This window comes from Paenibacillus sp. S150 (assembly GCF_019352175.1).
GTDB lineage: Bacteria > Bacillota > Bacilli > Paenibacillales > Paenibacillaceae > Paenibacillus_AQ.
This window is the reverse complement of the sequence record NZ_JACBYI010000006.1, coordinates 37,001-62,263: the sequence shown is the minus strand read 5'-3', so window position 1 is coordinate 62,263 and position 25,263 is coordinate 37,001. Positions and strand designations below refer to the sequence as shown.

26 protein-coding genes and 1 other annotated feature are annotated in these 25,263 nt (G+C 54.9%); of the genes, 3 read left to right on the top strand and 23 right to left on the bottom strand.

What is annotated here, in order from left to right:
* Positions 1 to 94: 94 nt before the first annotated feature.
* The 21 genes from ptsP to HYD27_RS08445 all read right to left on the bottom strand — a co-directional run bounded on the left by ptsP (position 95) and on the right by HYD27_RS08445 (position 19,551).
* The gene (gene ptsP, locus HYD27_RS08540) at positions 95 to 1,855 is read right to left on the bottom strand and encodes a phosphoenolpyruvate--protein phosphotransferase (protein ID WP_219213653.1); all 1,761 of its coding nucleotides are present in this window, start codon (positions 1,853 to 1,855) and stop codon (positions 95 to 97) included.
* Positions 1,852 to 2,118, bottom strand: a complete 267-nt coding sequence (locus HYD27_RS08535) for a phosphocarrier protein HPr (protein ID WP_219213650.1) — start codon at positions 2,116 to 2,118, stop codon at positions 1,852 to 1,854. The genes ptsP and HYD27_RS08535 overlap by 4 nt, the downstream gene beginning before the upstream one ends.
* Before the next feature lie 2 nt (positions 2,119 to 2,120).
* On the bottom strand, positions 2,121 to 2,276 hold the full coding sequence (locus HYD27_RS08530; protein ID WP_219213648.1) for a hypothetical protein: 156 nt from the start codon (positions 2,274 to 2,276) through the stop codon (positions 2,121 to 2,123).
* A gap of 20 nt (positions 2,277 to 2,296) precedes the next feature.
* On the bottom strand, positions 2,297 to 2,749 hold the full coding sequence (gene rpiB, locus HYD27_RS08525; RefSeq protein ID WP_219213647.1) for a ribose 5-phosphate isomerase B: 453 nt from the start codon (positions 2,747 to 2,749) through the stop codon (positions 2,297 to 2,299).
* 121 nt (positions 2,750 to 2,870) lie between these two features.
* A complete protein-coding gene (locus HYD27_RS31970; RefSeq protein WP_228745060.1) occupies positions 2,871 to 3,173 on the bottom strand; it encodes a hypothetical protein in 303 nt (100 codons plus the stop codon).
* Positions 3,170 to 3,706: an iron-containing alcohol dehydrogenase gene (locus HYD27_RS33065; protein ID WP_483874573.1), complete on the bottom strand. Its 537-nt coding sequence runs from the start codon at positions 3,704 to 3,706 to the stop codon at positions 3,170 to 3,172. The genes HYD27_RS31970 and HYD27_RS33065 overlap by 4 nt, the downstream gene beginning before the upstream one ends.
* A complete protein-coding gene (rpe, locus tag HYD27_RS08515; protein ID WP_219213643.1) occupies positions 3,693 to 4,388 on the bottom strand; it encodes a ribulose-phosphate 3-epimerase in 696 nt (231 codons plus the stop codon). The genes HYD27_RS33065 and rpe overlap by 14 nt, the downstream gene beginning before the upstream one ends.
* Complete coding sequence (locus tag HYD27_RS08510; RefSeq protein ID WP_219213641.1) at positions 4,381 to 4,551, bottom strand: hypothetical protein; 171 nt, start codon at positions 4,549 to 4,551, stop codon at positions 4,381 to 4,383. The genes rpe and HYD27_RS08510 overlap by 8 nt, the downstream gene beginning before the upstream one ends.
* A gap of 145 nt (positions 4,552 to 4,696) precedes the next feature.
* Positions 4,697 to 5,728 (bottom strand): zinc-binding dehydrogenase, encoded by a 1,032-nt coding sequence (locus HYD27_RS08505; RefSeq protein WP_219213639.1) that lies wholly within the window; start codon positions 5,726 to 5,728, stop codon positions 4,697 to 4,699.
* A gap of 179 nt (positions 5,729 to 5,907) precedes the next feature.
* The gene (locus tag HYD27_RS08500; RefSeq protein ID WP_219213638.1) at positions 5,908 to 7,170 is read right to left on the bottom strand and encodes a PTS galactitol transporter subunit IIC; all 1,263 of its coding nucleotides are present in this window, start codon (positions 7,168 to 7,170) and stop codon (positions 5,908 to 5,910) included.
* 67 nt (positions 7,171 to 7,237) lie between these two features.
* Positions 7,238 to 7,522 carry a PTS sugar transporter subunit IIB gene (locus HYD27_RS08495; RefSeq protein ID WP_219213635.1) on the bottom strand — a complete coding sequence of 95 codons (285 nt, stop codon included), beginning with the start codon at positions 7,520 to 7,522 and terminating at the stop codon, positions 7,238 to 7,240.
* Entirely contained in the window at positions 7,519 to 8,007 is a 489-nt protein-coding gene (locus HYD27_RS08490) for a PTS sugar transporter subunit IIA (RefSeq protein ID WP_219213633.1), read from the bottom strand. Before HYD27_RS08490 ends, HYD27_RS08495 begins: the two co-directional genes overlap by 4 nt.
* Before the next feature lie 17 nt (positions 8,008 to 8,024).
* Positions 8,025 to 10,082: a BglG family transcription antiterminator gene (locus HYD27_RS08485; RefSeq protein ID WP_219213632.1), complete on the bottom strand. Its 2,058-nt coding sequence runs from the start codon at positions 10,080 to 10,082 to the stop codon at positions 8,025 to 8,027.
* A 1,466-nt stretch (positions 10,083 to 11,548) separates the two neighbouring features.
* Positions 11,549 to 13,108, bottom strand: a complete 1,560-nt coding sequence (locus tag HYD27_RS08480) for a 2-isopropylmalate synthase (protein ID WP_219213630.1) — start codon at positions 13,106 to 13,108, stop codon at positions 11,549 to 11,551.
* A gap of 350 nt (positions 13,109 to 13,458) precedes the next feature.
* Positions 13,459 to 13,751: a binding site (T-box leader), on the bottom strand.
* Between the two features lie 854 nt (positions 13,752 to 14,605).
* Positions 14,606 to 15,655 (bottom strand): tRNA (adenosine(37)-N6)-threonylcarbamoyltransferase complex transferase subunit TsaD, encoded by a 1,050-nt coding sequence (gene tsaD, locus HYD27_RS08475; RefSeq protein WP_219213629.1) that lies wholly within the window; start codon positions 15,653 to 15,655, stop codon positions 14,606 to 14,608.
* Positions 15,652 to 16,176, bottom strand: a complete 525-nt coding sequence (gene rimI, locus HYD27_RS08470; protein ID WP_219213628.1) for a ribosomal protein S18-alanine N-acetyltransferase — start codon at positions 16,174 to 16,176, stop codon at positions 15,652 to 15,654. Before rimI ends, tsaD begins: the two co-directional genes overlap by 4 nt.
* Positions 16,176 to 17,018: a tRNA (adenosine(37)-N6)-threonylcarbamoyltransferase complex dimerization subunit type 1 TsaB gene (gene tsaB, locus HYD27_RS08465; protein ID WP_219213625.1), complete on the bottom strand. Its 843-nt coding sequence runs from the start codon at positions 17,016 to 17,018 to the stop codon at positions 16,176 to 16,178. Before tsaB ends, rimI begins: the two co-directional genes overlap by 1 nt.
* Positions 17,015 to 17,506 (bottom strand): tRNA (adenosine(37)-N6)-threonylcarbamoyltransferase complex ATPase subunit type 1 TsaE, encoded by a 492-nt coding sequence (tsaE, locus tag HYD27_RS08460; protein ID WP_375373903.1) that lies wholly within the window; start codon positions 17,504 to 17,506, stop codon positions 17,015 to 17,017. Before tsaE ends, tsaB begins: the two co-directional genes overlap by 4 nt.
* Before the next feature lie 111 nt (positions 17,507 to 17,617).
* Positions 17,618 to 18,625 (bottom strand): DMT family transporter, encoded by a 1,008-nt coding sequence (locus tag HYD27_RS08455; protein ID WP_219213621.1) that lies wholly within the window; start codon positions 18,623 to 18,625, stop codon positions 17,618 to 17,620.
* A gap of 429 nt (positions 18,626 to 19,054) precedes the next feature.
* Positions 19,055 to 19,240, bottom strand: a complete 186-nt coding sequence (locus HYD27_RS08450; protein ID WP_219213619.1) for an H-type small acid-soluble spore protein — start codon at positions 19,238 to 19,240, stop codon at positions 19,055 to 19,057.
* A 137-nt stretch (positions 19,241 to 19,377) separates the two neighbouring features.
* On the bottom strand, positions 19,378 to 19,551 hold the full coding sequence (locus tag HYD27_RS08445; RefSeq protein WP_219213617.1) for a hypothetical protein: 174 nt from the start codon (positions 19,549 to 19,551) through the stop codon (positions 19,378 to 19,380).
* A gap of 142 nt (positions 19,552 to 19,693) precedes the next feature.
* On the opposite strand from HYD27_RS08445, the gene ku reads away from it, so the two are divergent.
* Genes ku through ligD form a run of 3 tightly spaced genes read left to right on the top strand, consistent with a single transcriptional unit; the run spans position 19,694 to position 22,539 of the window.
* Positions 19,694 to 20,668, top strand: coding sequence for a non-homologous end joining protein Ku (gene ku / locus HYD27_RS08440; protein WP_219213615.1), 975 nt, complete (start codon positions 19,694 to 19,696; stop codon positions 20,666 to 20,668).
* A 3-nt stretch (positions 20,669 to 20,671) separates the two neighbouring features.
* Positions 20,672 to 21,619: an ATP-dependent DNA ligase gene (locus HYD27_RS08435; RefSeq protein ID WP_219213612.1), complete on the top strand. Its 948-nt coding sequence runs from the start codon at positions 20,672 to 20,674 to the stop codon at positions 21,617 to 21,619.
* A gap of 35 nt (positions 21,620 to 21,654) precedes the next feature.
* Entirely contained in the window at positions 21,655 to 22,539 is an 885-nt protein-coding gene (ligD, locus tag HYD27_RS08430; RefSeq protein WP_219213609.1) for a non-homologous end-joining DNA ligase, read from the top strand.
* A gap of 194 nt (positions 22,540 to 22,733) precedes the next feature.
* Here ligD and HYD27_RS08425 read toward each other — a convergent pair whose 3' ends face one another.
* Together HYD27_RS08425 and cls are read right to left on the bottom strand one after the other, a co-directional pair.
* Positions 22,734 to 23,573 carry a YitT family protein gene (locus HYD27_RS08425; protein WP_228745053.1) on the bottom strand — a complete coding sequence of 280 codons (840 nt, stop codon included), beginning with the start codon at positions 23,571 to 23,573 and terminating at the stop codon, positions 22,734 to 22,736.
* A 239-nt stretch (positions 23,574 to 23,812) separates the two neighbouring features.
* On the bottom strand, positions 23,813 to 25,243 hold the full coding sequence (cls, locus tag HYD27_RS08420; protein ID WP_219213605.1) for a cardiolipin synthase: 1,431 nt from the start codon (positions 25,241 to 25,243) through the stop codon (positions 23,813 to 23,815).
* Between the last annotated feature and the right edge of the window lie 20 nt (positions 25,244 to 25,263).

Sequence of the window (25,263 nt, the reverse complement as noted above, 5' to 3'; positions counted from 1 at the left end):
TCATCCACATTGATCCGTGGAAAACAGGCAAATCGGAGAATCCTGAAACGGTCTTGCAAAGCTGCGGAATTGCCATCTTGCCGAAGCTTTAGACTTATGGCACCTGCGGGGCTGCAGCTTGCAGACCCGCAGACCAGCCGTCTGCCTGCTCCAGCAGGGCCTTCACTTCCTCCGCGCTTCCAAGGGACAGCGCCCGGCGGGCCAGCTCCTCCATCTCCTTATGCGACAGCTGCCGGATGCTGTCTCTCGCAGCCAGGATAGAAGGGGCGCTCATGCTGAACTCATCCAGTCCCAGGCCAAGCAGCAGTGGAATTGCCGCCAGGCTCCCGGCCATCTCGCCGCACATGCCCGCCCATTTTCCCTGACGGTGTGCAGCGTCGATCACCTGCTTAATCAGCCGGAGCACTGCCGGATTGTAAGGCTGATACAAATAGGAAACCCGGGAATTCATCCGGTCGGCAGCCATTGTGTACTGGATCAGGTCATTGGTGCCGATGCTGAAGAAGTCCACCTCCGGTGCGAACAGATCAGCCATTACAGCCGCTGCGGGTATCTCCACCATCATCCCGACGGATATAGGGGTCCCGGCGGGGATACCGGCCTGTTCCAGCTTCAGCTTCTCCTCCGCCAGAATGCTTTTCGCCCTGCGCAATTCCTCCAGTGTGGCGATCATCGGGAACATGATCTTCAGGTTTCCGTAGACGCCTGCCCGCAGCAGCGCCCGCAGTTGAGTGCGGAACAGCACCTGCTCCGGCGTTTCCAGGCAAAGCCGGATGGCCCGGAAACCCAGGAAGGGATTGTCCTCCTTCGGCAGCTCCAGGCAAGGCAGCTCCTTGTCGCCGCCGACATCAATTGTACGGACAACGACCGGTTTGCCCTCCATCTGCTCGAGCACGCTCCGGTAAGCCATGAACTGCTCTTCTTCGGAAGGAAGCTCCTCCCTGCCCATGTATAGAAACTCTGTACGGAACAAGCCGATTCCTTCTCCTCCGTGCCGAAGCACAGCCGCCACATCCCCAGGGCTGCCGATATTGCCTGCCAGCTCAATCCGGTGCCCGTCGAGGGAAATCGTCGGCTGCGCCGCAAGCAGGGCTCTATTCTCCTTGCGGCGCTCCGCCTCCAGCAGCTTCGCTTCATATTCGGCGACTATCCCGGCGGGCGGATTGACCAGCAGCTCCCCGGCCTCCCCGTCCAGAATAAGCAGGTCGTTATGACGGACCTCCTGCAGTGCATCCGCCATGCCAACCACGGCTGGAATCTCCATCGAGCGGGCCATAATTGCCGAATGGGAGGTGATTCCGCCCATCTCAGTAGTGAAACCTTTCACATATTCACGGTTAAGTTGGACTGTATCCGAGGGTGTGAGGTCATGGGCAACAATAATGACCGCTTGTTCTATAGGCTGGCTCCCGGTCACCGCTCCCGACAGCACGGCCATTATCCGCTGTGTCACATCGCGGATATCTCCGGCCCGCTCCCGCAGATACTCCGTGTTAAGCGCTTCGAAGGATGCCGTAATCTCCCTAGCCACCTCGCGCAGCGCATATTCCGCAGTTGCACCTTGGGCAACGATCAGCTCCCGTACCGAACCGAGCAGTTCCGGATCGTCCAGCACCAGAAGATGCGCCTCGAAGATTTTTGCCTCCGCTTCCCCCAGCTTCTCCGCCGTAAGCGCCATCAGTTCCCGAACCTGAATACCCGCCAGATGCACGGCCGCAGCGAACCGGGCCAGTTCCTCTTCAGTACCGGGCTTGCTGGCTTTCTCAATCACCGGCTCCGCCGATGCAAGGCGGTGCGCCCTGGCGATAGCAATTCCGGTGGATGCGCCGATTCCTTGCAGCTTTCGCAATGTCATTGTGCAAGCCCCCCGCCGATAATGACACTGCTGAGCTTGGCGATCGCTTCTTCCTCGTCTTCGCCGGAGCTGCGAATGGTGAAGGAATGGCCTTGGGGAACTCCCAGTGACATTACACCGACAATCGATTTCAGATTAACGCTCCTGCCGTCATACTCAATACGGATTTCCGCCTTGAACTTACTGGCCGTCTGAACCAGCACCGACGCCGGACGGGCGTGAAGCCCTGACTCTTCCGTAACTACAAAGGTTTCCATAATCATCGTTATTCTCCCGCCCTTCCGCTTGACGATGCCAGCGCCATGAACTGCAGTGCAGGATGGCCGGAACCGGCTCTTCCCATGGCATTGATGGACAAGATGCGCAAAGCGCTTGCAGCCAATTCCTTGATCTCACCGCTTTTAACAGGCGATGTATTCATATGCTCTCTCCCTCTCTTCTTTACAGCTGTGTTGCAGAATGCTCGACCTCCGCTATCTTGTCGATGCGCTGCCGGTGCCGTCCGCCGGTGAACTCTGTCTCCAGCCAGACCCGCACAATCTCTCCTGCCAGTCCCGGGCCGATGACCCGTTCGCCCATCGCCAGAATGTTGCTGTCATTATGCTCCCGGGTTGCTTTTGCACTGAACAGATCATGAATCAGGGCGCAGCGGATACCTGCCACCTTGTTCGCGGCGATGGACATGCCAATGCCTGTGCCGCAGATCAGGATGCCGCGGTCAGCTTCGCCCGCCGCTACCTTGCGTGCGGCTTGCACGGCATAGTCGGGATAATCCACTGGCTCACAAGAATGGCAGCCAATATCCTCAACCTCCCAATCCAGCTCTCCCAGGACCAGCAAAATCTCTTCCTTCAAAAAGATTCCGCCATGGTCGTTGCCGATTATAACCTTCATTCGCTTGCCTCCCCCTCCCCTCATTTTCATAGTATCATTTTGATATTCATAAATGTACACGTTTTCATCCCAATTTATTACCCCGCCATTGTGCATCATTGTGATGCACAATGGCTTCCTCTCACACCGGGTATAACGTATTCAGCACCTTCTCCGCCGCCTGCTCCAGGATGCCAAGCTCTGCCGCGTACGAGAAAACCGTATACCGCTGTCTGCTGAAACGCGACTTCAGCAGCGCCCCATGCAGCAGCTCACGGCCAATGCCGTAATCGGCCGGCGATGAGGATAGCCCAATTGCCGCCAGCCAGCCGCAGATGGCCTCCGGGGCTGGACGCCGGGGCTGGACGCCGGGAAGCCAGAGCTTCGCGGACAGAAACACTCCGTCCCATATCCGTCCACTCCCTGCTGCAGAGCACGGCCTCATAGAAGAGGCCCGCACATAAGGTTCCCACCGCAACCGCGATGCCGTGGGCGAGCGGTTCTCTGCCCTCGCGGAGAAACTCGCTCTCCAGATAATGGGCCAGCAGATGCTCGGCCCCGGAAGCAGGCCGCGAATCGCCTGCCATGGCAATGGCCATGCCGGAGAGCAGCAGCCAGCCGCGTCAGATCCGTGATTGTGCCCGAACCGACGGCAACCAGCCCGCCCGGCTTTCCCGCCGAGGACATCAGCAGCTTCCCGAGCGAGCGTTCGTCCGGCAGCGCCTTCGCCTCGGTGTACAGGCAGCTGTCGGCCGTAAAGCCTCTGCGGCCCAGCAGCCCGGCCAGTTCACGGCCGTACAGCCCATGGGTTGTGCGGTCTGATACAATCAGCACATGACTGCCCCGGAAATCCATCAGGCAGGCTTCCGCCACAGCCTCCATATCCGCATCCAGCGACAGGCTGCGGATCGGCACTTCATGAAGCCGCCCGCAGGTGCAGCGGAACGGCTTGCCGATGATTTTCTCAAGCGCCTCCATTGGCCTGCTCCTGACCGGGAACTCTGCAGTTCCCCATCTCAGTACGGAAACGCTCCACATTGTCCCGCAGCCCGCCGCTCTTGAACAGCGCAGAGCCGGCTACAACCACATTGGCCCCTGCCTGCACAACCTCCCGGACATTGGACAGCTTGATTCCCCCGTCCACCTCAAGGTCGATCTGCCGCCCCACCCTGTCCAGCATTCCGCGCAGCGCCTTGATTTTGCCCATTGCCGAAGGGATGAAGCTCTGCCCTCCGAAGCCGGGATTGACGCTCATCAGCAGCACCAGATCGGCCTCCTCCAGAATGCATTCGAGCGCTGTGAGCGGGGTTGCCGGATTTAGAGCTACTCCGGCCTTGAGACCGGCGGCTTTGATCTCCTGCACCGTACGGTGCAGGTGGGTGCAGGCCTCTGCCTGCACCGTGAGAATATCCGCACCCGCGGCAGCGAACCTGCCGATAAAGCGCTGCGGCTCCGCAATCATCAGGTGCACATCGAAGCAGAGCTTCGTGTACGGCCGGATAGCTTGGATCATATCGGGTCCCAGAGTCAGATTCGGTACGAATTGCCCATCCATGACATCGATATGGACAAGATCGGCGCCGGAATGGTCAATGGCTTCAATTTCACTCCCCAGCGAGGAAAAGTCAGCCGCCAGTATGGATGGAGCCAGCTTAATCATGCTTATCCACCTTCTCTTTCTTACGGGTATTCAGCTTGCGGACAATGGTATAAAAAACAAAGGCAAAAATGGCGCAATTGACCGGGAACTGGTATTTGAGCAAAAGCTCGCCGAGAAATCTCCCGTGCGGCCCCAGAGAATAATCGAAAAAGCTCTGAACCATATGCTCACCTTATTTCTCATAAATGTATGCATCAGCAATAACAGGCTGCGCTTATCCCTTCTATAAGCTGCATTGCAAAGCTCGTGCCGAGCCCTGCCTGCCCTGAGGATCTCCCTCTCCGTTCCTTCAGCACCTTTGGCGAAAATTATTGAAGCGGTGTAAGTACCACCTTGATCGCTTCCCCGTTCTTCATCAGCTTGAACGCCTGCTCCCACTGCGAGAGATCAAAGCGGTGGGTAACCAGCGCTTCCGCATTGACCTTCTGATCATTCATCAGCTGCAGGGAAGGCCCCCAATCAAACGGATTTTGGCTGCGGCAGCCAATAACCTTGATTTCCTTCTGAATGATCTTTTCAAAATCCACAGGGATTTCCGCCGTTCCAAAGATGCCCACCTGCACATAGCGGCCCTTCTTGGCCAGCAAATCCAGGCCCATGGTCACGGCAGGCACAGCTCCTGTGCATTCCAGCACAACATCGGCCCCGTATTCCTCCGTAAGACTGTCCACAAGCTTCTTCACATCTTCGGATTGAATGTTAATGACATAATCAATCCCCAGCTCCAGTGCCTTGTCGAGACGGATTTTGTCCTTCTCAAGTCCCGTAATGACCACCGTCGCTCCGCGGCTTTTGGCAATCTGCGCAGTCAGCAGCCCAATCGGACCCGGACCGAGCACCACGGCCACTTCGCCCCGCTTCACTGCCGCTTTCGAGACGGCATGATGCGCACAGGCCAGCGGCTCAGTGAGCGCAGCGGACAGATAATCCACATTGTGCGGCAGCCGGTGAACACTTTCCTTGCGGGCGACGACATATTTGGCAAATCCTCCGTTTTGCTGGGTGCCGAGGCCTTTGCGTGTGCTGCAAAGATTGTAATGTCCGGATTTGCAGTACTCGCATGAGCCGCAGATGTAGAATGTCGTCTCTGACGTCACCCGGTCGCCTACCTGCACATTCGTCACATGGTCTCCGACTGCCACCACCTCGCCTGAGAATTCATGGCCCAGCGTCACCGGTGCCTTCACCTTGTATCTGCCTTCATAGGTATGCAGGTCCGTCCCGCAAACTCCGGCATATTTAACTTCAATCTTCACCTGATCGGGTCCGATTTCCGGCTCCTCGACGTCCATTACCTCCATGTGTCCATATCCGGCTTCTTTCTTTACTAATGCTTTCATAGCAGGTTCCCTCCACTTTTTTTATTGGCTTGACTGGTACTGCATGGTAAAAATGAGTATACTAAGAATGGTGGATTGATCTTTTTGCGGATATCCATTGAATTTTAAGCATATTTTTTCGGGCTGGCCTATTTTTTTTAAAATCTTAATATAGGCTTATTTGTCTTTTGATTTTTTCTTTAATTAAACAAAGCGAAAACTTTATAGATCACGTAGTTGATCAGGTTGCCGCCCTGGTCGATGCTGGAAATTTGTGCGGTTCCCTCCGGCATATTGAAGTGCGCGTCAATGGCCATTTGTGTATGCAGCGGAGCAAGGTCGGTCGCCATGTACAGCGACAGGGCGATAACAATCGTTCCTACTATGACCGAATGAATAATGTTTCCCTTGGCCGCGCCGACAATGAACGCCACGATAAACGGAATTGTTGCGAGATCGACGAACGGCAGCACCTTGTTTCCCGGCAGAAATACGGCAAGCGCAACCGTAATCGGTACGAGAATCAGCGCGGTAGCGATTACGGATGGATGGCCGATGGCAACCGCCGCGTCCAGACCGATATAGACATTCTCTGCGCCGAACTTGCGTCTCAGGAAGTCCCGGGCGGATTCGGATACCGGCATCAGGCCTTCCATGAGGATTTTGACCATACGGGGCATCAGGAACATCACGCCGCCCATCGACATGCCCACCTTGATGACCTCACCCACATTGTAGCCTGCGAGGGCACCCAGCCCGATTCCGAGAATAAGTCCCATGAAGATCGGCTCGCCAAATACGCCGAAACGCTTTTGAATACTCTCCGGATCAGCATGCAGCTTGTTGATTCCGGGAATCTTCTGCACCAGCTTGACCAGCGGAATACCCAATATGGCATAGGAAACGGTACTGCCCGTCGGTACGGAAATCCCCGGAAGATCAAAATAATTCTCCAGCATCGGCGCCGTCCAGTCAGCAATTTTGAGCACGGCAATCTGAAAGATAACGGCAGCGATCAGACCGAGCACAAGACTCTGGGTCAGAGCATAAACACAGGCTCCGGTAAAGGTAAAATGCCAGAAATTCCAAATGTCAACATTCATGGTCTTGGTGGTTTTGGTCACCAGCATGATTACATTGATCAAAAGGCCAAGCGGAATAATGAAAGCTGCAATCGGCGAGGCCCAGGAAATGGAAGCCGAGCCTGGCCAGCCTACGTCGATAACGTTAAGCTGAACACCGAAGCGTTCCACCATTCTGTTCGCTGCGGGACCGAGGTTGTTAACCAGCAGATCCACAACAAGCGAGATGCCGATAAATCCCACGCCGATGGTAAGCCCGGAGCGGAATGCCTTGCCCGGCTTTTGCCCAAAGATCAGGCCAAGAATGAAAATTGCAACTGGCAGGATAACGGTGGGACCGAGATCCAGAAATGAACGTAATGCGTCAACCATACCTTGCATTGAGATTCCCCCTAATGGATTAACGATTGTGCTGCCTGCTGTCCAGTAACCGACTCCCGCAAAGGAATTACTTGGTCAGCTCGGCAAGTATTCTTTGCTTCACTTCCTCAATGCCGATTCCCGTCAGAAAAGCTCTGGCGTTGATCACCGGAAACGGATATTCCTTATTGGCGATCGTGGTGCTGACCAGCAGATCCGCTCCGTCGGCGAGCGAGGAGACTTCGGTAATTTTGCACTGAATGAGATTGGCGTCAATTTTATTTTCCTTGCAAAGAGTCTTCAGCGCTTCATTTACAACAGTCGAGGTGGCGATGCCTGCGCCGCAGGCTACAAGAATTGTTTTTTTGATCATAATAATGAACCTCCTTGGGTTTCGGGTTGAAGCTTGGCGTTCATGATTTCCTTGATATTGGCGCGGCTGGTTTCCTGGCTGAGCGCTGTCAGCAGCTCCTCATTCTGAATGATCATCATCAGCCGGGTAAGCAGCTTCAGCTGCGAGTGCTTCTGATCCATGGCAAGCATGAAGACCAGTTCAACAGGGGTAGTCTCCTCCTCTTCTCCCATAATGACGAAGTCAACCGGCTGCTTCAGCACTCCGATGCTAATGGCCTTCCGGTTCACATGCTCAATATCGGTATGGGGAATGGCCACGGAACAGGCTTTGGTCGGCAGACCTGTAGGATATGCCCGTTCGCGTTCAATAATCGCGGCAACATAGCTCTCCTTCACGACCCCGTGCTCCACCAGATTCCCGGCCATCCGGGCCAGTATATCCTCCCTGCATTCCCCTTCCACACCAATCAGAATGAAAGATTCATCCATCATATCCATGTTCATTTGCCGTACCTTCTCTCTTAATCATTGGAAAATTTCACCGCAATCTCATGAATCTGCAGCGCTGAATCAGCTTCAATCACCGCTCTTACATCCTCCGGGCTGCCGGCAAGCTTCATCAGCTGCATCAGGGAGCGCAGATGCTGGTGTTTGTCCTTGGCCGCAATAATCACAATGACCTGGACCGGATATTCCTCCGAATAGCTCACAGGCTCCACCAGACGCAGCAGACTCATCGATACTTCATTGACGCCATAACGGGGATCGGCATGAGGAATTGCCAGACCTGGGCCGATGACAATGTAGGGATCTTCCGGATCATAGGAGCCGATCATCGCCTCGACATACTCCCCTGTAACCGCACCGCGCTGCAGCAGCGGCTCCGCACCCAGGCGGATGGCATGCTCCCAGGAATCGGCACGCTCCTCCAGCCGGATTGTGTCCGGTAGCAGCAGCCCGCTTAAATCAGGCATGAGGTCATCCGCCATTGGCTTTTCGGCTGCTTTGCCTCCCGGATTGAAATGCTCCTGAAGCTCCGTGCGCAGGCTGTGGCTATTCCCGATAACCGCATGCTTTCCGACGATCTCCATGATCAGCTCCATGCTGAATTCGGAGGGGCTGTAGCCGCTCATGTCCCTCATCACCTGCTGGCGCAGCCTGTATTTATCCTCCTTCTCCAGAAAAGGCTTAATCAGAAACAGCTTCTTGTCTGTGGGCAGATAGACTGTGGAAAAAACTGCATCATACTCCAGCGCATAGCTGTGGAATTCCCGCACGGAAAGCGCATCGAAGAAGACAAATTCCGGGAACAGCTCCCGCAGGGTGCTTTGCAGCAGCCTGGATACGCATACGCCCTTGGGACAGACGACAAGCGCCTTGATCTTCTTCTGCAGGCTGTCTCCCTGCCGCGACAGCCAGCCTCCGATAAGCATCGTCAGATAAGTCGTCTCGCTCTCCGGGATATCCACGCCGATGAGTTCGCGCAGGGGCACGCTGGATTGCTTGACCAGATGATGAAGCTCCTTGAATTCTTTGCCGACGGTTTCCTGCAGCGGATTGGCAATGGTCAATTGGTACTTGATGCGGTAATAGGCCGGCTTCAGATGCAGCAGAATTTTATTGAGCAGCTGCTCCTTATCCTGCAATGCCACACACGCGCTCCGTTCGAACAGGGAGAGCATCTCAGCCAGAGCCTGTGTCAGCTCAGGCAATGTGTCCTCCGACAGGTAAGCCATCGAGGAGACGTTCGTCGTAAGCAAATGCAGAGTAATGAACATTCTCTCTTCCATGGGAATGCCGGGCAGGTCATGCAGAAGCTCCTCCGCTGCCCGGTACTCCTTGGTATCCGAAAGCTCATCGCAGTGGATATGGAAGCCCTCGACGATTTGCCCCTGCCGTATCCGCCTCAAGGACAGCAGGAGGATATACGGCATAGCTTCAATTTTCTCATCCGTGAACTTGAGGTTCAGCTTGCCTTCAACGGCTTCGATCTTGCGGCGCAATGCCGATATCTCTCCGCTGTCCGCACCTGACAGCTGTCTGATCCAGCTCTCGCCGCTGTACATATCTATTGTTCTGTACACAATATTGATCAGCGCCTGGCGTTTGTTGAATTCCTTGCCCTCCAACGAGTATCCCAGAACTCTGGAATACTTCACTGCCAGATTGTAGGCGCCTGCAAGGACCTGGGCATTCTTCAAGTCACTCAGTATCGTATTCTTGCTGACTCCCAGCGCCTCCGTGAAATGCAGCAGTGACAAATCCCCGCTCTTGCTTAACAGCATCAGGATAATCAGACTCGTCCGTTCTTCTTCAGAGAGGATGTACGCGCTGCCTGCCTGCTGATTCTGGTCAATGGACAACGCTGTCAGAAGTGCTTTATGAAACATGAATTGTCCTGTTCTGGTCCGCTTGATCTGCGGCAGATAGCGGGCTTCAAGCCAATCATTGATCTTGCCGAGACTGTATTCGATCTGTCTGCGGCTTAATCCGTATTTCAGCTCCAGATCTTTGTTCCTGATCCCGGAATTTGTGAGCACCTCCTGCAGCAGCTGGCTGCTTCTAGCATCAAGTTCCATGTCTTCCCCTTCCTTCAAAGCTGATTATTGCCGGTACAGAAAATTTGATTGCGCTTACAAACGGGACGCTCAGTTGGCCATTTCCTGCCGTCCGGGTGTGGAGACAAAAGCTAGGCATTACCGTAAACGCCTTATGCAAAGGGGCTACGCCACTGCAACTTTCTTCTCCCAAAATTATCTTATCATCGGCACCCCAATAAATGTACACGTTTTCATCCCAATTTCTAGCTGCAAAATTGTACAGCATTGTGATGCGTCGCACTCCACTCTCCGGAGTTCTGTTAATTGCTGCCGGCGGCAAACCATAAGAGCGCAAAAATAAAAACGGCTATCCGTCCTTGGATGGACGGCGTAGCCGTTTGGAATTTCTGATGTAAGGCCGGCTGCGGTTCCCTGGCTCTCCGGTTCCCCGGCCGGCTGAAGCTCTTCCTCCCCATCCCTCCAGACCTTCCTGCTCAGACCCGGCGGCCTAAGCCCAAGTGGAAAAAGGAAACTTAATCCCCACTTTCCTTTTTTGCTTGCGTTAGGAGCTGCGAGGAAATGAGTACCCGCTTTTGTTGACAAAATCTCCACGGTTTTGGGAGTTTTGTTAACAATTTAGCGGTACTTTATTTCGTCGCAGTCTCTTAGCGGGAAAAAGGATCCCTAACCGGCCCGTTTCGCCCCCTTGCAGAGGAATACGCCTAATTTAAGATGAACTTGAAACACATTCATAAAAAGGTCAGCCATTTTAGTGGTAAAAAAAAGGATAACTAAGGCAGCACATTCAGGTCCTGGATCATCCCTAGTGGGAAAAAGTACAACTAAGGCAGCGCATTCGGATCCTGGATCATCCTTAGTGGGAAAAAGTACAACTAATCCGGCTGAAATCAGCCGTATGGAGGGAGCGGGCCTCTATGAAGTGTACAAAATCCCACTAAAGCCCGTTAAAGCCAGAATTCCAGCCCATTAGTGTTACTTTTTACACTTCGCTTCCGTTCCTATGAATATCCTTGCGTTCCATCAGCTTGTTCAGTTCTCCGGTTCCATTCCTATACATTCAATTGTCTTTTTGGCTCAAAACCAAAATCAGCGGCTGACGATGTGAATGAAGTCCGCTGCGGGTTCAGAGGGTTCTTCCGGCCGCTGCTAAAGCCCGGTCTCCTGTGGAATAAGATTACTGGTTGAAAACGGCTTTAAAGGCGAACACTATCGTTTCTCCGGAATTCCTCTGACCCTCCGCTATGTTCGCACTTAATGCCGGCCGCTAATTTTTAGATGGAGCCGACTTTTTCCGCGATTCCTTTAAGACTTTTCCGTCCGTGTAAGTGTACTAATTCTTACGAATTCCACTTCATTCACTCCATTCCACTTTACTTCCCTGCCCGGCAGTAATCCCGGCCGCCCCTGCGCTTCCTCCTGCAAATCATAAAACCCACAGGTTTTTTTCAAGTATATTGAGCAGGGGCGGGCCGGCGATTTCCGCGCTATACAGCCGGCAAAGACCGGGAGGCTGCAGCAGAATCTGAGAGCAATGCCGAATTGCAGGCCGCAATATAAGCAATGCCCGCCGCCATAACAATATCCTGATGGATGGCCGTCCCCCTGAATTTATTCCCCTTCCACTCCACCATGACCGCAGCCTCGGCCTGCGCATTCTCGCCGCTGCCCAGCGAATGCAGCTCAAGCCCGGCAAAAGAAATCTCCTCGGCGATTCCCTGCCCGATCGCCGCTATGATCGCTTCCAGCGGCCCGTCGCCGGTGCTGGTATGCGACGTTTCCTCGCCGCTTCTCAAGTGGCGCACCGTAACGGCGGCTACGCGGCGCGGCGCGCTGCCGGCCAGGACCTGCACCTCGCCCAGCCCGTAGACCTGCGCCTGCTGCCCGGTCGTGCTGCTGACCATCCGCAGCAGCTCATCGTCGCTGACGGCCTTCTGGCGGTCAGCCGTCTCCTTGAAGGATTCATACAGCGCGTCCAGCTCCGCTGAATCCAGGGCAATGCCATACTTCGCCGCACGGTCCTTCAGCGCATGCCGGCCGGAATGCTTGCCCAGGATAATCATGCTGCGCGGAATGCCCAGACGCTCAGGGTCCATAATCTCATAGGTGCTGCGGTCCTTGAGCAGCCCATCCTGATGAATCCCCGATTCATGCTGGAAGGCATTCCTGCCGACGACCGGCTTATTGTAGGCAATCGGAAAATGCATCGCACCGCTGACAATCCGCGAAGCATCATACAGCTTATCCAATACAATGCCGGTCTCTGCGCCAAGCGCATCGCACCGGGTCTCCAGTGCCATAACCAGCTCTTCCAGCGCACAGTTCCCGGTGCGCTCGCCCACACCGTTGACCGTAACCTCAATCTGGGAAGCTCCGCCGGCAATCGCCGCCAGACTGTTCGCTACAGCCAGCCCCAAATCATTGTGGCAATGGGCGCTGTAGCTCACGGTATCCCCGCCTCTGGCACCGAGCCGGACCCGGCGGAACATCTCGCCGTATTCCTGCGGAAGCGCGTAGCCAACCGTATCCGGCAGATTGATAATCGTCGCGCCTTCTTCAATGACCGCCTCAACCATTTCGATCAGATCATCGATTCCTGTGCGCGCGGCATCCATGGCCGTGAACTCCACAATCCCGCTGAACTGGCGGGCATACGCTGTCATCTCGCGGGCGGCAGCCACAACCTCTGCCCGGCTCTTGCGCAGCTGGTGGCGCAGGTGAATATCGGAAGATGAGATGAACAGATGAATCCGCCGCCGCTCCGCATCGCGGGTCGCCCGGACCGCAGCATCAATGTCTCCTTTGACCGCACGGGCGAAGCCGCAGATTTCCACGCCCTGCACCTTGCGGGAGATCGCCTCCACGGCGGCAAAATCACCGGGACTGGATACGGGGAACCCCGGCTCCAGCACATCCACGCCCAGTTCGGCCAGCTTATGGGCCAGAATGATCTTTTGTTCGGGAGTCAGGCTCGCACCGGGGGCCTGCTCGCCGTCACGCAGCGTCGTGTCGAAAATCTGAATGCGTTTCTTTACCGGAATAATCATGGGAAACCCTCCTACAAGCAAATGTGTATTTAACTTCACGGCTCTTTCTCGTACACTATCAAAACTTGCTTAACCAATACTCCCTAATGAAGAAATCACAAGCTGCATACTGTAACTCTCTGACATCCTCATCTGCCTTTCACTTACTTACCGTTCCTTTGCTCCATGTTCCTTGCACAGAGCCGCACGTCGACTTGCGGCCTGCTCGATTCCCTCCCACTGCTGCCGGCAGCAAGTAGAGAGTGGACCGGCTGCAAGTTATGCAGACCGTCTTCACTCTCTGAATGCTTCTCCAGGATGGGGCCTCATCCGGCTACCACCTGAACAACGCAAAAACCCGCCGTCTCCGGTAAAGAGACGGCGGGTCACCCCTCCGCGGTACCACTCTTTTTGACGCATGGCCTTCTGTATTAGCAAAGCGTTAAGCCGCGTCCAGCTTATCCCCACAGAATGCTTCACCAGGCAGTAATGTCAGCCGCATTCTATGAAGGTCCTGTAACGGGGACATCCGTAGCGGCATACCTCATGCACTTTCCGCCGCTCCGCTCCCGGGCGAGCTTCAATGACTCCGGTGACTGCGTCGCACCACCCCGCAGCTCTCTGTCCGCCTTCATCATCTACTGTTCCCGTTCATTGCGTGTATTCTATGAAAACCGTAAACTATAGTGCTTCTGCCTGCTGCCAGCCCCAGATTCATAATGCTCTGGCTTAGGCCGTCTGACCTTTCAAATAAAGAATTTTTAGATGATTGCACTATCTGCAATAGACATCCATGCCGCTCTATCGCGGCGCTTCAGACGATGAAATTTTCGGGGAAGGCCCTCAACTGGGCTTCGCCAAATCCGAGGCTTCCATAACAATGCCCTCACTCCGACAATGTTATTTCAGGATAGAGTTCTCTTTATTCTGCCGTGAATTGGATTCTGCTGTACAGAGTGCAGTAGATTCAATTTTCCGGCGGATTTAAGGGAAATCTGCTGTAGAAAGTGCAATAGACCTTCTGGCGCCCCTTCGCAGCACCTCAGCCGACCCCCTGTTCCCCCTACCAGCCAAGCCATCACCCGGCAAATCCACACCAAAAAGCCTGCCGTCTCATTCAAGAGACGACAGGCTGTTCACCTTCGCGGTACCACTCTTGTTGATATCCCGGTCCAGCCAGCGCTTTAGCCGTTCCTAAGATACCCACTCTGCAGCCTTGCAGCAAAACAGAACAATCACTTGCATGTTCCAGCCTTCGCTTAACAAAACAACCCTCTTACGGAGGCAAGCCGTAACGGTGTACGAAGGATCCGGCGTGCTTACTGTGCCGGTCAGGCCTCTTAACAAGGCGTTCCTGCTTCCACCGCTCCGCTCCCGGATGAGTTCAGGTCTCCTTCGACTGCGTTGCACCCGCCCGCAGCTCTCTAATCCCGGAGTATCCTTACTGCTTCCATTCATCGCGTTTGTTCAAATTATTATAATGATTGAACTGATTATACCCGCCATCTTCAAAAGCTGTCAATAGTCCGTTGCCGACCATTTTTCCAGCGAGAACCCCGGATCGGCAACCATATCCAGCGGCGTGCCGCCGTCATGCCGCCATTTCACATAGGCTGCGGCGCCGATCATTGCCGCATTGTCGGTGCAGTACACCGGAGGCGGGATGATCAGCTCGATGCCCTCCGCCTCGCAGCGGGCGGTCAATGCTTCGCGCAGGCCTTTGTTGGCGGCGACGCCTCCGCTGAGCAGGAGCTGCTTGGACTTGTCTCTCTTGACGGCGCGTACGGCCTTTTCAACCAGCACCTCGACAACCGACTCCTGGAAGCCGCGGGCAATTCCGGCCACATCCGGCGCAAGGCCCTTCATTTTGCTCTGGTTGACTAGATTCAGCACAGCCGACTTCAGGCCGCTGAAGCTGAAATCATAGGAGTCCGGCTCCAGCCAGACGCGCGGAAGCGGCACCGCCTCGGCCGCCTCGCGGGCCAGGCGGTCCACATGGGGGCCGCCAGGATACGGAAAACCAAGCGCCCGCGCTACCTTGTCGTAGGCTTCGCCTACGGCATCATCGCGGGTCCGGCCGATAATCCGGAACTCCCCTTCCCGTTCCATGCTGACCAGCTCCGTATGTCCGCCGGATACAACAAGCGTCATGCCCGGATACTTCAGCTCTTTGACCAGCCGGTTGGCATAAATATGCCCGGCAATATGATGTGTGCCGATCAGCGGCTTGCCCCAGGCAAGCGCAAGGCTTTTGGCCGCTACAACGCCGACCAGCAGCGCCCCTACCAAGCCGGGACCCTGTGTGACCGCAACCGCCGTCAGCTGCTCCGGCTGAATGCCGGCGGCCGCCAGCGCTTCCTCTATCACAAGGGTAATAACCTCCACATGCTTGCGGGAAGCCACTTCAGGCACCACGCCGCCGAACGCGCGATGCGTTTCGATCTGGCTGGAGATAATGTTCGAGAGCACCTCGCTGCCATCCTTCACCACAGCTGCGGAAGTCTCATCGCAGCTGGTCTCGATCGCCAATATAAGCATAGGCTGAATTGCACCCGCTTCTGTCTTCATTTCAGGTCCACGCTTCCTTCCATCATGCCTTGCTCCCCATACTCCGGCAAATCCGCCCACATAATCAGGGCATCCTCACGATTATCCGAATAGTAGCCCTTGCGGGTGCCAGCCGGACGGAAGCCTTTTTTGCGGTACAGATTCTGGGCAATTTCGTTCGAGACCCGGACCTCCAGCGTAATGGACTTCATGCCCAAAAAGGCGGCCGTCCTCATCAGCTCATCCAGCAGTCTTTCGCCCAATTTGCGTCCACGGTGTGCCTCAAGCAGGGCAATATTGGTCACATGCGCTTCGTCGACAATCGCCCACATCCCCGCATAGCCGATAATCTGCCCCCGCAGCTCCATAACCATATATTTGGCGAAATGATTATGCGTCAGCTCGTTGCGGAAGGCCTCCTCCGTCCACGGCATGGTGAAGGCTTCCCGTTCAATAATCAGAATTTCGGGAATATCCCCAAGCTTCATCAGGCGAAACACCAGCTCCGTACCCTGATCTCTTACCGGCTCCGACTCCATCATTATTGATTCAGGCTCCCTTCACGGCTCCGGCGCAGGTTCGCTTCTGCTTCCGAAAGCTGAGTATAATTCGGGATTAAACTGTGCAGATCATCGCTCCCCGCCTGCAGGCGCTCTTCTCCCAAATACCCCGCCCAGCGGCCTTCCAGCTCATAGGGCACAGACTGCACCCGGCCCAGTTCCCGCAGCGGGCGGATCGATTCTGCACTGCCGTGCAGCCCAGTCTCACCAACCAGCCAGATCACACGAGGCTTTCGGCCTTCTGCCGTTGCCTCCTTCAGCCTGCCGGCCAGCTGCGGCACCCAATCGGCCATAAGCCGGACAGCATCCGGCTCAAGTCTCCGGGGCGCCTCTTCCCCGTCCGCAGCGAACAGCGCCGTATAGGCTTGTCCCCGGCGCGCATCCAGCAGCGGAACAACCCAGTCGGGGCCTGTCCCGGACATTTCTTCCGGCTCAGCATCCCCCGCAATGGCTGTCTGCTTCTGCTGCTGCGCCAGGGCCGCAGCAAGACCTCCCCAAGCCAGCGCCTGCAGGCTGGAGATGCCGGCTACCGGCACCTTCCACGCCCAGGCCAGGGTCTTGGCGGCTGTAACGGCGATCCGTGTTCCCGTATATGATCCGGGACCCAGCCCGACAGCCACTCCGCCGATCATGGCGGAGGTTGTGCCGGTGGCCTGAAGCGCCTGCTCAATGATTGGCAGCAGGTGCACGGAATGGTTCCGTTCGCCGGAAGCATTCGTTTCGTGCAGCAGCTTGCCATTTTCAGTTATCGCTACCCCAAGGATAGCCGTGGATGTATCCAGCGCCAAAAACCGCTTGCGCGGCTCTTCATTTTGATTCGTCATCTTTCATTACCCCACTTCTGGATCAGAGCCCGGCATACCCCGCCGTAAGGCTCCCCGCTTCCGGTCACCGTAATCAGCCGTTCCTCCGGCCCGCATGTTTGGAGGGTTATATGGAGATGCCGCGGCGGCATCAAATCCGTAATTATACTGCTCCATTCCACCAGGCAGACACCCTGCCCGTAGAAATATTCATCCAGTCCCAGCTCGTCCGCTTCCTGAAGCGAAATGCGGTACACATCCATATGATACAGCGGCAGACGCCCTTCATACTCCTTAATAATCGTAAATGTGGGGCTGCTGACGATCCCCTCCACGCCTAAATGGCGCGCAAACATCTGCGAGAACGCCGTCTTCCCTGCGCCCAGATCACCATCCAGCCCGATGACCATGCCTGCCCCCGCCGAAGCGGCCAGTTCAGCCGCGAGCAGCTCCGTATCCCCCAGGCTATATGAACGGTAAGTGAACACCGTTTCAGCGTTGTTGTTCAAGCTGCAACTACCACCTTTTGCAAAATAAGCCGTGTGCCAATGATAGACAGCGGCCATATAACAATACCTTCAATTATATCGGTATGATACTTTTACCGCAACAGCCGTCCTTCACTCATTGCCTTTGGCTGCAAGTGCAGGAGCCGGGGCTGCCGTTTTCAGGGAAGAGGGCGCTTTGTCCTTGGAGTATCCGGATAACAGGCTATGCAGAGCCATGCCAGTAATAATTACCGCTATTCCAACCCAAGAGAGCATCGAAGGCACCGGTGAAGATAAGATCAGCATTTCTCCGGCCAGGGCGAACAGTACCTCCAGCGACTGGGTAGCCTCTACAGCTGCAAGGCCGCCCATACTGCTGCGGACCATATCTGTAGCCTTGAAAAAGAGCACAGTCGCTATAATTCCTGAAGAAAGCGCAACGATAAACGATTGTCCCACTTGCGAGGAAGAGGGAAGGCCGCTGTCCGCCAGTCCGTACAGTCCGACGATCAGCCAGAAAGGAAGACTGGCCAATGTCATGCCCAGGACCCGTTGAAAAACATCCAGCCGGTCGCCGCACAGCTCCATCATTTTACGGTTCCCAAGCGGATAGGCAAAGGAGGCGACCAGTACAGGTATAATCCCCAGTATTACTTGGCCCGGCGCCAGCTGCCGTGCATGCTCTGCCTGGAGCAGCGCAACACCGATTAGGATGATCAGGGACAAGCCCAGGCCGCGCAAGGGAATTTTGCCCCGTATGTAGTATTTGCCGGAAGGACCGCTGACCCATTTACCAAAAAAAGGGGCCAGGAGGGAGCCGGAGATAATCGTGATCTGCCAGGTGCCTGCGGTAAGCCAGCCCGGTGCATAGGCAGCGGCAAAACAAATCGGGGCATAAAACAGGCCAAAGCCCACCGTTCCCCACAGCAGCCATGCGGAGGGGCGTTCTCTAATAGCAGCCATAAGCGGCTTCAGCCTTCCACGGCCGGCCACAAGTGCCAGAAGAAACGGCAATGTAAACAAATACCGCAGCGAAGCGCTCCACGCCCAGCTCCCTCCAGCCAGCTCCATCCTCCGGTTGAGCACAAAGGTTATGGCAAAAAACAGCGCCGAACAAACACCCAGCAATATGGGACGCATAAGAATCATCTCTCTTTTCATCATTTTCACAAATTCAATATAGGGGTTTGCTGCGGCCTCCGTCAACCTTTGTGTCAGCTATCCTTCCGCTCAAGCAGAAACGGCTTTGCCGTCCTTATAAGGACGGTATCCGTTTCAGCGAGAAAGATAAGGCTAATGTATAGCGTGAAACATATAAATTCTTATCTTTCAAAATAACCCCACAAAGTGGGGCCTTGGCTTCGATGATGACTCAGGTACTTTGCGGGGACCACAAAACATATAAGGATCAGCTAGTGTGCCAGCATATAAATGCTTATATTTCCAAAAAAAACCGGTTAAGCGGAATTGTCCCCTCAACCGGTTTTCTGCTCAAGATTCAGTTAAATTGTCCCAATTCGTTCTGAACAGCGCCATCGTTCTATTTCCTCGCTGTCAGGCACAGACCGCTCAGCTGCCCTGTTCCTCAAGTCGCTCTACGCCTACCGTATGCGTATCGGCCGGGCGTGAGCCCACCTGAACCGCAGCCATCCCGTTCTCCGCATCCACATGCTCAATCCAGACCGGCTCTCCGTCCAGATGTACAGAAACCATGTCCTTGGAGGCGTAAATCTCCTTCGCCCGTTGTATGTCCATTTTTTGATCTCCTCAGAAGAATGGTGATTTTGTCGTGGCCTGCGGCCACTTTTTCACCACACATTTAAAGTTTTGTATAGCACATAATCCTCGATATTCTTCGTACAAAACCGCTTCTGAAGCAGATGCTGACTTCCCTATTCCTCTGCAGTCGGCGGTTCGCCAATGGTCGCTTCAGCATCCAGCCGGTCGAAATCTTCGGGCAGCTCTTCGTCATTGCGAATCTCTACAATGCTCTCCCAGTCCACGGCTTCACCCGGAATGTCCTCCTCAGGCAATGCATCGATCCATCCGCCCCGTTCCTGTTCCATTTTCTCTGCCTCCAGTCAAGCGCAGATTATGCCCGGCGCCTGGGTTTATTTTTTCCCATCCTGCGCAAAAAATGCATCAGGCTAGAAATAGCCCTGCCATCCCATACTAAGTCAAAGCACTTTGGATCAGGAGGCGATATTCATGCATACCGTTTGGAAAGGGGCCATCAGCTTCGGGCTTGTCCATGTTCCGGTCAAAATGTTCTCCGCTACTGAGGATAAAGACATCTCGCTGCGCTATATCCATAAGGAATGCGGCAGTCCGCTGTCGTATGTGCGCAAATGCCCCGTCTGCGACAAGGAAGTGGCCTGGGAGGAAATCGGCAAAGGCTATGAGTATGAAAAGGGAAAGTTTGTCCTGTTCGACAAAGAAGAGCTGGACCAGTTGACGGAAGAGAGCAGCAAGAGCATAACCATTTTGGATTTCGTGGATTTGACGGAGATTGACCCGATCTATTTCCAAAAAACATATTACCTCTCCCCCGACCAGGCGGGAGCCAATGCTTATCGTTTGCTGATGGAAGCCATGCGCCAGACCGGCAAAATCGGCATCGCCAAAATCTCCATCCGCTCCAAAAGCAGTCTCGCCGCGATCCGGGTGCTGGCTGACTGCCTGGCGATTGAAACCATTTATTATCCCGACGAGGTGCGGCCTGTATCGCAGGTTCCGGGCCTGCCGGAACCCGGCATTGTGAACGACAAGGAGCTGGATATGGCCAAGCTGCTGATTTCACAGCTGTCCACACCGTTTGAACCGGCTAAATATACCGATGATTACCGCCAGCGGATGCTGGATCTGATTACCCATAAAATTGCCGGAGAGGAATTCCATATTGCCCCTGCACGCCAGGAGAACAATGTGATTGACCTGATGGCCGCACTTCAGGCCAGCATCGAAGCTGTACAGCATATTCCAACAGACCCTGGCCGGCCTGTGTCCAAGACTGCCCCGAAGGCCAAACCGCAAACCGGTGCGGCTTCCAAGAAGAAAACTGCCGCTGCCAAACCGGACAATGCCGCAGGCGCAGCAGTCATCGGCGAAGCTACCGGGCCGATCCCGGTTATCGCTCCCAAACCGAAACGCCGCACAGCCAAGACCAGGGAATCCGGTGTTTAACTGATGAAGCTGCAGCCGATTATTCCCTTCGAGCCTGTACTGACCCCGCAGCTGCCCCAGGGAGAGCAGTGGATTGCCCAGATTAAATGGGACGGCGTGCGCATGCTCTCCTATTGCGACGGAACTGACGCCGAGCTGATTAACCGGCGCGGCAACCGGCGCACCTTGCAGTATCCCGAGATTGCCGACCCCAGAGCTTACTGCCGCGCCCGCTCTGTCATCCTGGACGGTGAGGTCATCGCGCTTGAAGGCGGCAAGCCCTCCTTCCACGAGGTCATGCGCCGGGACAGCCTGAAGAACACCGCCGCCATCTCGGCCGTCAGCAGGCAGGTTCCCGTGCTCTATATGGTTTTTGACATTCTGTATTGCGATGGCTTGTGGCTTCTGGACCAGCCGCTGTCGAAGCGGCAGCAAATACTCAGCGATAAGCTGCTCCCGCATCCATACGTGCAGAACGTACCCAGCTATGCCAATCCCTCCGAGCTCTTAACCGCTGCGCAAAGCGGTGGCCTGGAAGGGATTGTGTGCAAGGACATCGGCGGGACTTATGCTCCCGGCGGCAAAGACAGCCGCTGGCAAAAGCGCAAGATCATTTTGGACATAAACGCTGTGGCCGGTGGAGTGACCTACCGTGAAGGAATTGTCAATGCCCTGCTCCTGGGACTCTTCGATGGCGGAGGCAGGCTCCATTACATCGGGCATGCCGGAGCCGGCCGGTTGAACGCCCGGGATTGGCGCGCCTTAACCGCACAGATTGAGCCGCTCCGGACCGGGGATATGCCCTTCGCCGGAACCCCGCAACGGAGTAAAGGAGCCGTCTGGATCACACCCCAGCTGGTGTTCAAGCTGCATTTCCTGGAATGGAACAGCTCCGGAACCCTGCGCCAGCCGGTCATTCAGGCCCAATTGGATCTCCCTCCGTTGTCATGCCGGCTGGAGCCAAAGGGATAGCGCCAACAGAACCCATTTTGAAAGGAGGATGCCGCATGCCCAAGACCATCAGAGGCTCCATTACCGTCGAAGGGCGGGAGATTGCCATCACCAATCCGGATAAGCCGCTGTGGCCGGAGCGGGGCATTACCAAACGGATCTATCTGCAAAAGCTCGCCGCGCTCTCGCCGTACCTTCTGCGTTACTGCCGAGACCGGCTGCTGACGGTTATCCGCTATCCGCACGGCGTTGCCGGCATGTCCTTTTACCAGAAAAATGCGCCGGAGCCCCTGCCCGATTTCGTAAATACGGCAACCGAAGACGGCATCACCTATGTCCTGCTGCAAGGACTGCCGGAGCTGCTCTGGCTGGGCAACCTGGCCGCTCTTGAGTTCCATCCCTCCTTGCATTATGCCGGCAGCGGACTGCCCTGCGAATGGATGATTGATCTGGACCCCTCACTCGAAGTCGAGCCGCGAATCATGGAAGCAACATCGGCAGTAGGCGGGGTGCTGCAATCTCTTGGACTTGCCTCGGTGCCCAAAACCTCAGGTGCAACAGGTGTGCAAATTATTGTTCCTGTCCGTCCCGGGGTGACCTTCGATGACCTGCGCCGGATCGGCCATTTCGTCGGCCGGTATGTAACGGAAAAACGCCCGGACCTGTTCACGCTGGAGCGGTTGAAGAAGCACCGGGGAGACAAAATCTATTTCGATTACCTCCAGCACTATGGCGGCAAAACACTTGCTGCGCCCTATACGCCCCGAGCCAGGCCGCTGGCGACCGTCTCCACCCCGCTTTTGTGGGAAGAGGTTGAACGCAATGTTTCGCCTGAAGAATTCCACCTGCTGAATATTGAAGAGCGCCTAAGCCGTTTGGGAGATCTGATCGCCAAGCTGCCGCCGCAGCCGGTGGAGGCCATTATTTCCAAATTGCCTTAATTCCCTTCCGCTCCCCCAAAAAGCAACAAGCCCGCAGAAGCCTGTTCCGGCTGCGGGCTTATCGGCGTCCAGTTCATGGACGGAAGGTATTATATATGAGAATACGGCGGGACAAGATAAAGGCGCCGAATTGATTGCTCTGACGTTCGTAAATATACCTTCCTCGGTCAACGCTCCCGTGCTTGCGGGTGCCTCTAATGAATTGATTTTTTTTTAAAGCGGCCGCCTTTAACATCATGGATATTGCCAATCGCGATGAATGCGTCGGAATCCCAATCCTCAACAATAGACTTAAGCTTCGCTTCTTCCAAGCGGGTAATGACTACAAAAATAACCTTCTTGTTATCTCCTGAGAATCCGCCTTCTCCGTCCAGATAAGTAACACCGCGTCCAAGACGCTCGGTCAGCGCTTCTCCAATATCACGGAATTTCTCGCTGATAATCCAGACGGATTTCGATTGATCGAGACCCTCAAGCGTAACATCAATCAACTTAAAAGCAATGTAATACGCGATTAATGAGAACATAGCATTGTTCCAGCCAAACACAAAGCCTGCGCCGGAAAGAATAAACAGGTTGAAGAACATGACTACCTCACCCACGGAGAACGGAAGCTTCTTCGATACCAGAATGGCAACGATTTCTGTTCCATCCAGCGACCCTCCGTACCTAACCACCAGACCCACACCCACGCCCAGAATAACGCCTCCAAACACAGCGGCAAGCAGCGGTTCAACCGTAATCGGGTGCACAGGTTGCAGCAATTGGGTTCCGATGGACATCACAACGACCGCGAACAATGTGGATATGGCAAAGGTTTTCCCAATCTGCTTATAGCCAATGACAAGAAACGGCAGGTTAAGCAGGGTCAGGAGAATCCCCAGGGGGATATTAAAAATATGGGATAGCATAATCGAGATACCGGTAATTCCTCCGTCAATCAGCTCATTGGGAACGAGGAAAATTTCGAGCGCGACAGACATCATACTGGCTCCAAGCATGATCATCACGATCCTTTGGGCCAGCCGGGCCATCTTCAGAGCCCCTGATTTCTGAGGCTTCTTCTGCTCCTCCTCGTTCACGAATATTTGCTGGCTTACAGTCATAGAACTCCCCCTATGAAAATTATAGTTAAGAAGGGTCCGAAAGTGCTATTTTGAGATATACTTTCTTACATTTCTTCTTATGCCTATATTATATCATAAAAGAAGGTCCTTTAAGGCATGGAACATGGTAGAACCTTCGAAAACACAAGTTTCTGTCACTTAATCTGTCATAAAAGCGGGGATAACAGCTGACAAAGGCCTTCAATGAGTTTGACATTCCTTCCTCTTCTCCGGAACCTTGCCGGATCAATAAACCCGCTGTGCTCCAAGTCCTGTTCGAAGCCGGATGCCAGCCCGGCAATCTGCTCCGGTCTGAGCAGGACCGCTGTCAGTTCAAAATTGGAATAAAAGCTGCGCATGTCCAGATTGGCACTGCCTATCGTCCCCAGCAGATCATCGATAATCATAACCTTGGCATGCATGAAGCCTTTCCGGTAACGGTAAAACTTCACTCCGGCGTCCTGCAGGTTCTCCAGGTATGAAAGAGAGGCATGGTACACCAGTCTGTTGTCCGGTTTGTCCGGAATGATAATCCGCACATCCACTCCGCTCAGTACCGCGCTCTTCAGCGCCCGGCAGATGGTAGGATCGGGGATAAAATATGGCGACGTAATCCATATCCGCCGCTTGGCTGCCACAATTGCTGCAAAATACATTTCCTGTGAAGCGTCCAGAGCCCCGTCCGGTCCGCTGGCGACAACGAGAACTGCGGCTTCCTCCGTACATTCATGCGCCGGAAAAAAGCGGGGATGGCTCATCCCTTCACCCGCCGCCAGACGCCAATCCTTCAGGAAAACATACTGCAGGCTGTAGACCGCGTCCCCCTCCAGACGCAGATGGGTGTCCCGCCAATACCCCAGCTTCGGGTTTTTGCCCAGGTAATCATCGCCCACGTTCATGCCTCCGGTGAACCCCACACGCCCGTCAACTACGACGATTTTACGGTGGTTGCGGAAGTTGAACCGGCGGTCCAGCAGCGAGGTGAGCGGCGGCAGGAAGAAATGAACCTCCACTCCGGCATTTTTCAAGGTCCGGATAAATCTGCGGCTCAGCTTATGGCTGCCGAGCCCATCACAGAGCAGACGCACCCTTACCCCCTGACACGCTTTGCGGATCATAACCTCCTGAAACTGCTCTCCAATCTCATCATCACGAAATATATAGAATTCCATATGGATGTGTTCCCGTGCCGCTTCCATCGCTTCCAGGATTGAGTCATAGGCTTCCCTCCCGTTCGATAACACCTGACACTTATTCCGGCCGGTGATCGGGCTCTCGGATATCCGGGAGAGCTGGTACAGCAGTTCCCTGTTGTCTGCAAACTGCGGATTCCCGCTTTCCTCCGCATTCTTTACAAGTTTAATTTTGCCGGACACATGGGCGCGAATCTCCCGAAACAAGGAGATGCACCGCTTGTCCAGCTTGCGGCTCTGCCAATAATCCCGCCCGAAGAAATAATAGAACAGCAGACCAAGCGGCGGGCAGCAGAAGGTAAGGAACAGCCAGGCCAGCGCTCTTTGGGGGCGGCGGAATTCGAGCAGCAGGATTACAGCAAGCTGCAGAATAAAAAGGCACAGAATCAGAGCGAATATTTTCAAACCGTCATCCTCCTGAAAGT

Coding starts and splice junctions, on each gene's coding strand:
- ptsP (WP_219213653.1), bottom strand. CDS start 1,855: ATGACATTGCGAAAGCTGCAAGGAATCGGCGCATCCACCGGAATTGCT.
- HYD27_RS08535 (WP_219213650.1), bottom strand. CDS start 2,118: ATGATTATGGAAACCTTTGTAGTTACGGAAGAGTCAGGGCTTCACGCC.
- HYD27_RS08530 (WP_219213648.1), bottom strand. CDS start 2,276: ATGAATACATCGCCTGTTAAAAGCGGTGAGATCAAGGAATTGGCTGCA.
- rpiB (WP_219213647.1), bottom strand. CDS start 2,749: ATGAAGGTTATAATCGGCAACGACCATGGCGGAATCTTTTTGAAGGAA.
- HYD27_RS31970 (WP_228745060.1), bottom strand. CDS start 3,173: ATGAGGCCGTGCTCTGCAGCAGGGAGTGGACGGATATGGGACGGAGTG.
- HYD27_RS33065 (WP_483874573.1), bottom strand. CDS start 3,706: ATGGAGGCGCTTGAGAAAATCATCGGCAAGCCGTTCCGCTGCACCTGC.
- rpe (WP_219213643.1), bottom strand. CDS start 4,388: ATGATTAAGCTGGCTCCATCCATACTGGCGGCTGACTTTTCCTCGCTG.
- HYD27_RS08510 (WP_219213641.1), bottom strand. CDS start 4,551: ATGGTTCAGAGCTTTTTCGATTATTCTCTGGGGCCGCACGGGAGATTT.
- HYD27_RS08505 (WP_219213639.1), bottom strand. CDS start 5,728: ATGAAAGCATTAGTAAAGAAAGAAGCCGGATATGGACACATGGAGGTA.
- HYD27_RS08500 (WP_219213638.1), bottom strand. CDS start 7,170: ATGCAAGGTATGGTTGACGCATTACGTTCATTTCTGGATCTCGGTCCC.
- HYD27_RS08495 (WP_219213635.1), bottom strand. CDS start 7,522: ATGATCAAAAAAACAATTCTTGTAGCCTGCGGCGCAGGCATCGCCACC.
- HYD27_RS08490 (WP_219213633.1), bottom strand. CDS start 8,007: ATGAACATGGATATGATGGATGAATCTTTCATTCTGATTGGTGTGGAA.
- HYD27_RS08485 (WP_219213632.1), bottom strand. CDS start 10,082: ATGGAACTTGATGCTAGAAGCAGCCAGCTGCTGCAGGAGGTGCTCACA.
- HYD27_RS08480 (WP_219213630.1), bottom strand. CDS start 13,108: ATGATTATTCCGGTAAAGAAACGCATTCAGATTTTCGACACGACGCTG.
- tsaD (WP_219213629.1), bottom strand. CDS start 15,655: ATGAAGACAGAAGCGGGTGCAATTCAGCCTATGCTTATATTGGCGATC.
- rimI (WP_219213628.1), bottom strand. CDS start 16,176: ATGATGGAGTCGGAGCCGGTAAGAGATCAGGGTACGGAGCTGGTGTTT.
- tsaB (WP_219213625.1), bottom strand. CDS start 17,018: ATGACGAATCAAAATGAAGAGCCGCGCAAGCGGTTTTTGGCGCTGGAT.
- HYD27_RS08455 (WP_219213621.1), bottom strand. CDS start 18,625: ATGCGTCCCATATTGCTGGGTGTTTGTTCGGCGCTGTTTTTTGCCATA.
- HYD27_RS08450 (WP_219213619.1), bottom strand. CDS start 19,240: ATGGACATACAACGGGCGAAGGAGATTTACGCCTCCAAGGACATGGTT.
- HYD27_RS08445 (WP_219213617.1), bottom strand. CDS start 19,551: ATGGAACAGGAACGGGGCGGATGGATCGATGCATTGCCTGAGGAGGAC.
- ku (WP_219213615.1), top strand. CDS start 19,694: ATGCATACCGTTTGGAAAGGGGCCATCAGCTTCGGGCTTGTCCATGTT.
- HYD27_RS08435 (WP_219213612.1), top strand. CDS start 20,672: ATGAAGCTGCAGCCGATTATTCCCTTCGAGCCTGTACTGACCCCGCAG.
- ligD (WP_219213609.1), top strand. CDS start 21,655: ATGCCCAAGACCATCAGAGGCTCCATTACCGTCGAAGGGCGGGAGATT.
- HYD27_RS08425 (WP_228745053.1), bottom strand. CDS start 23,573: ATGGCCCGGCTGGCCCAAAGGATCGTGATGATCATGCTTGGAGCCAGT.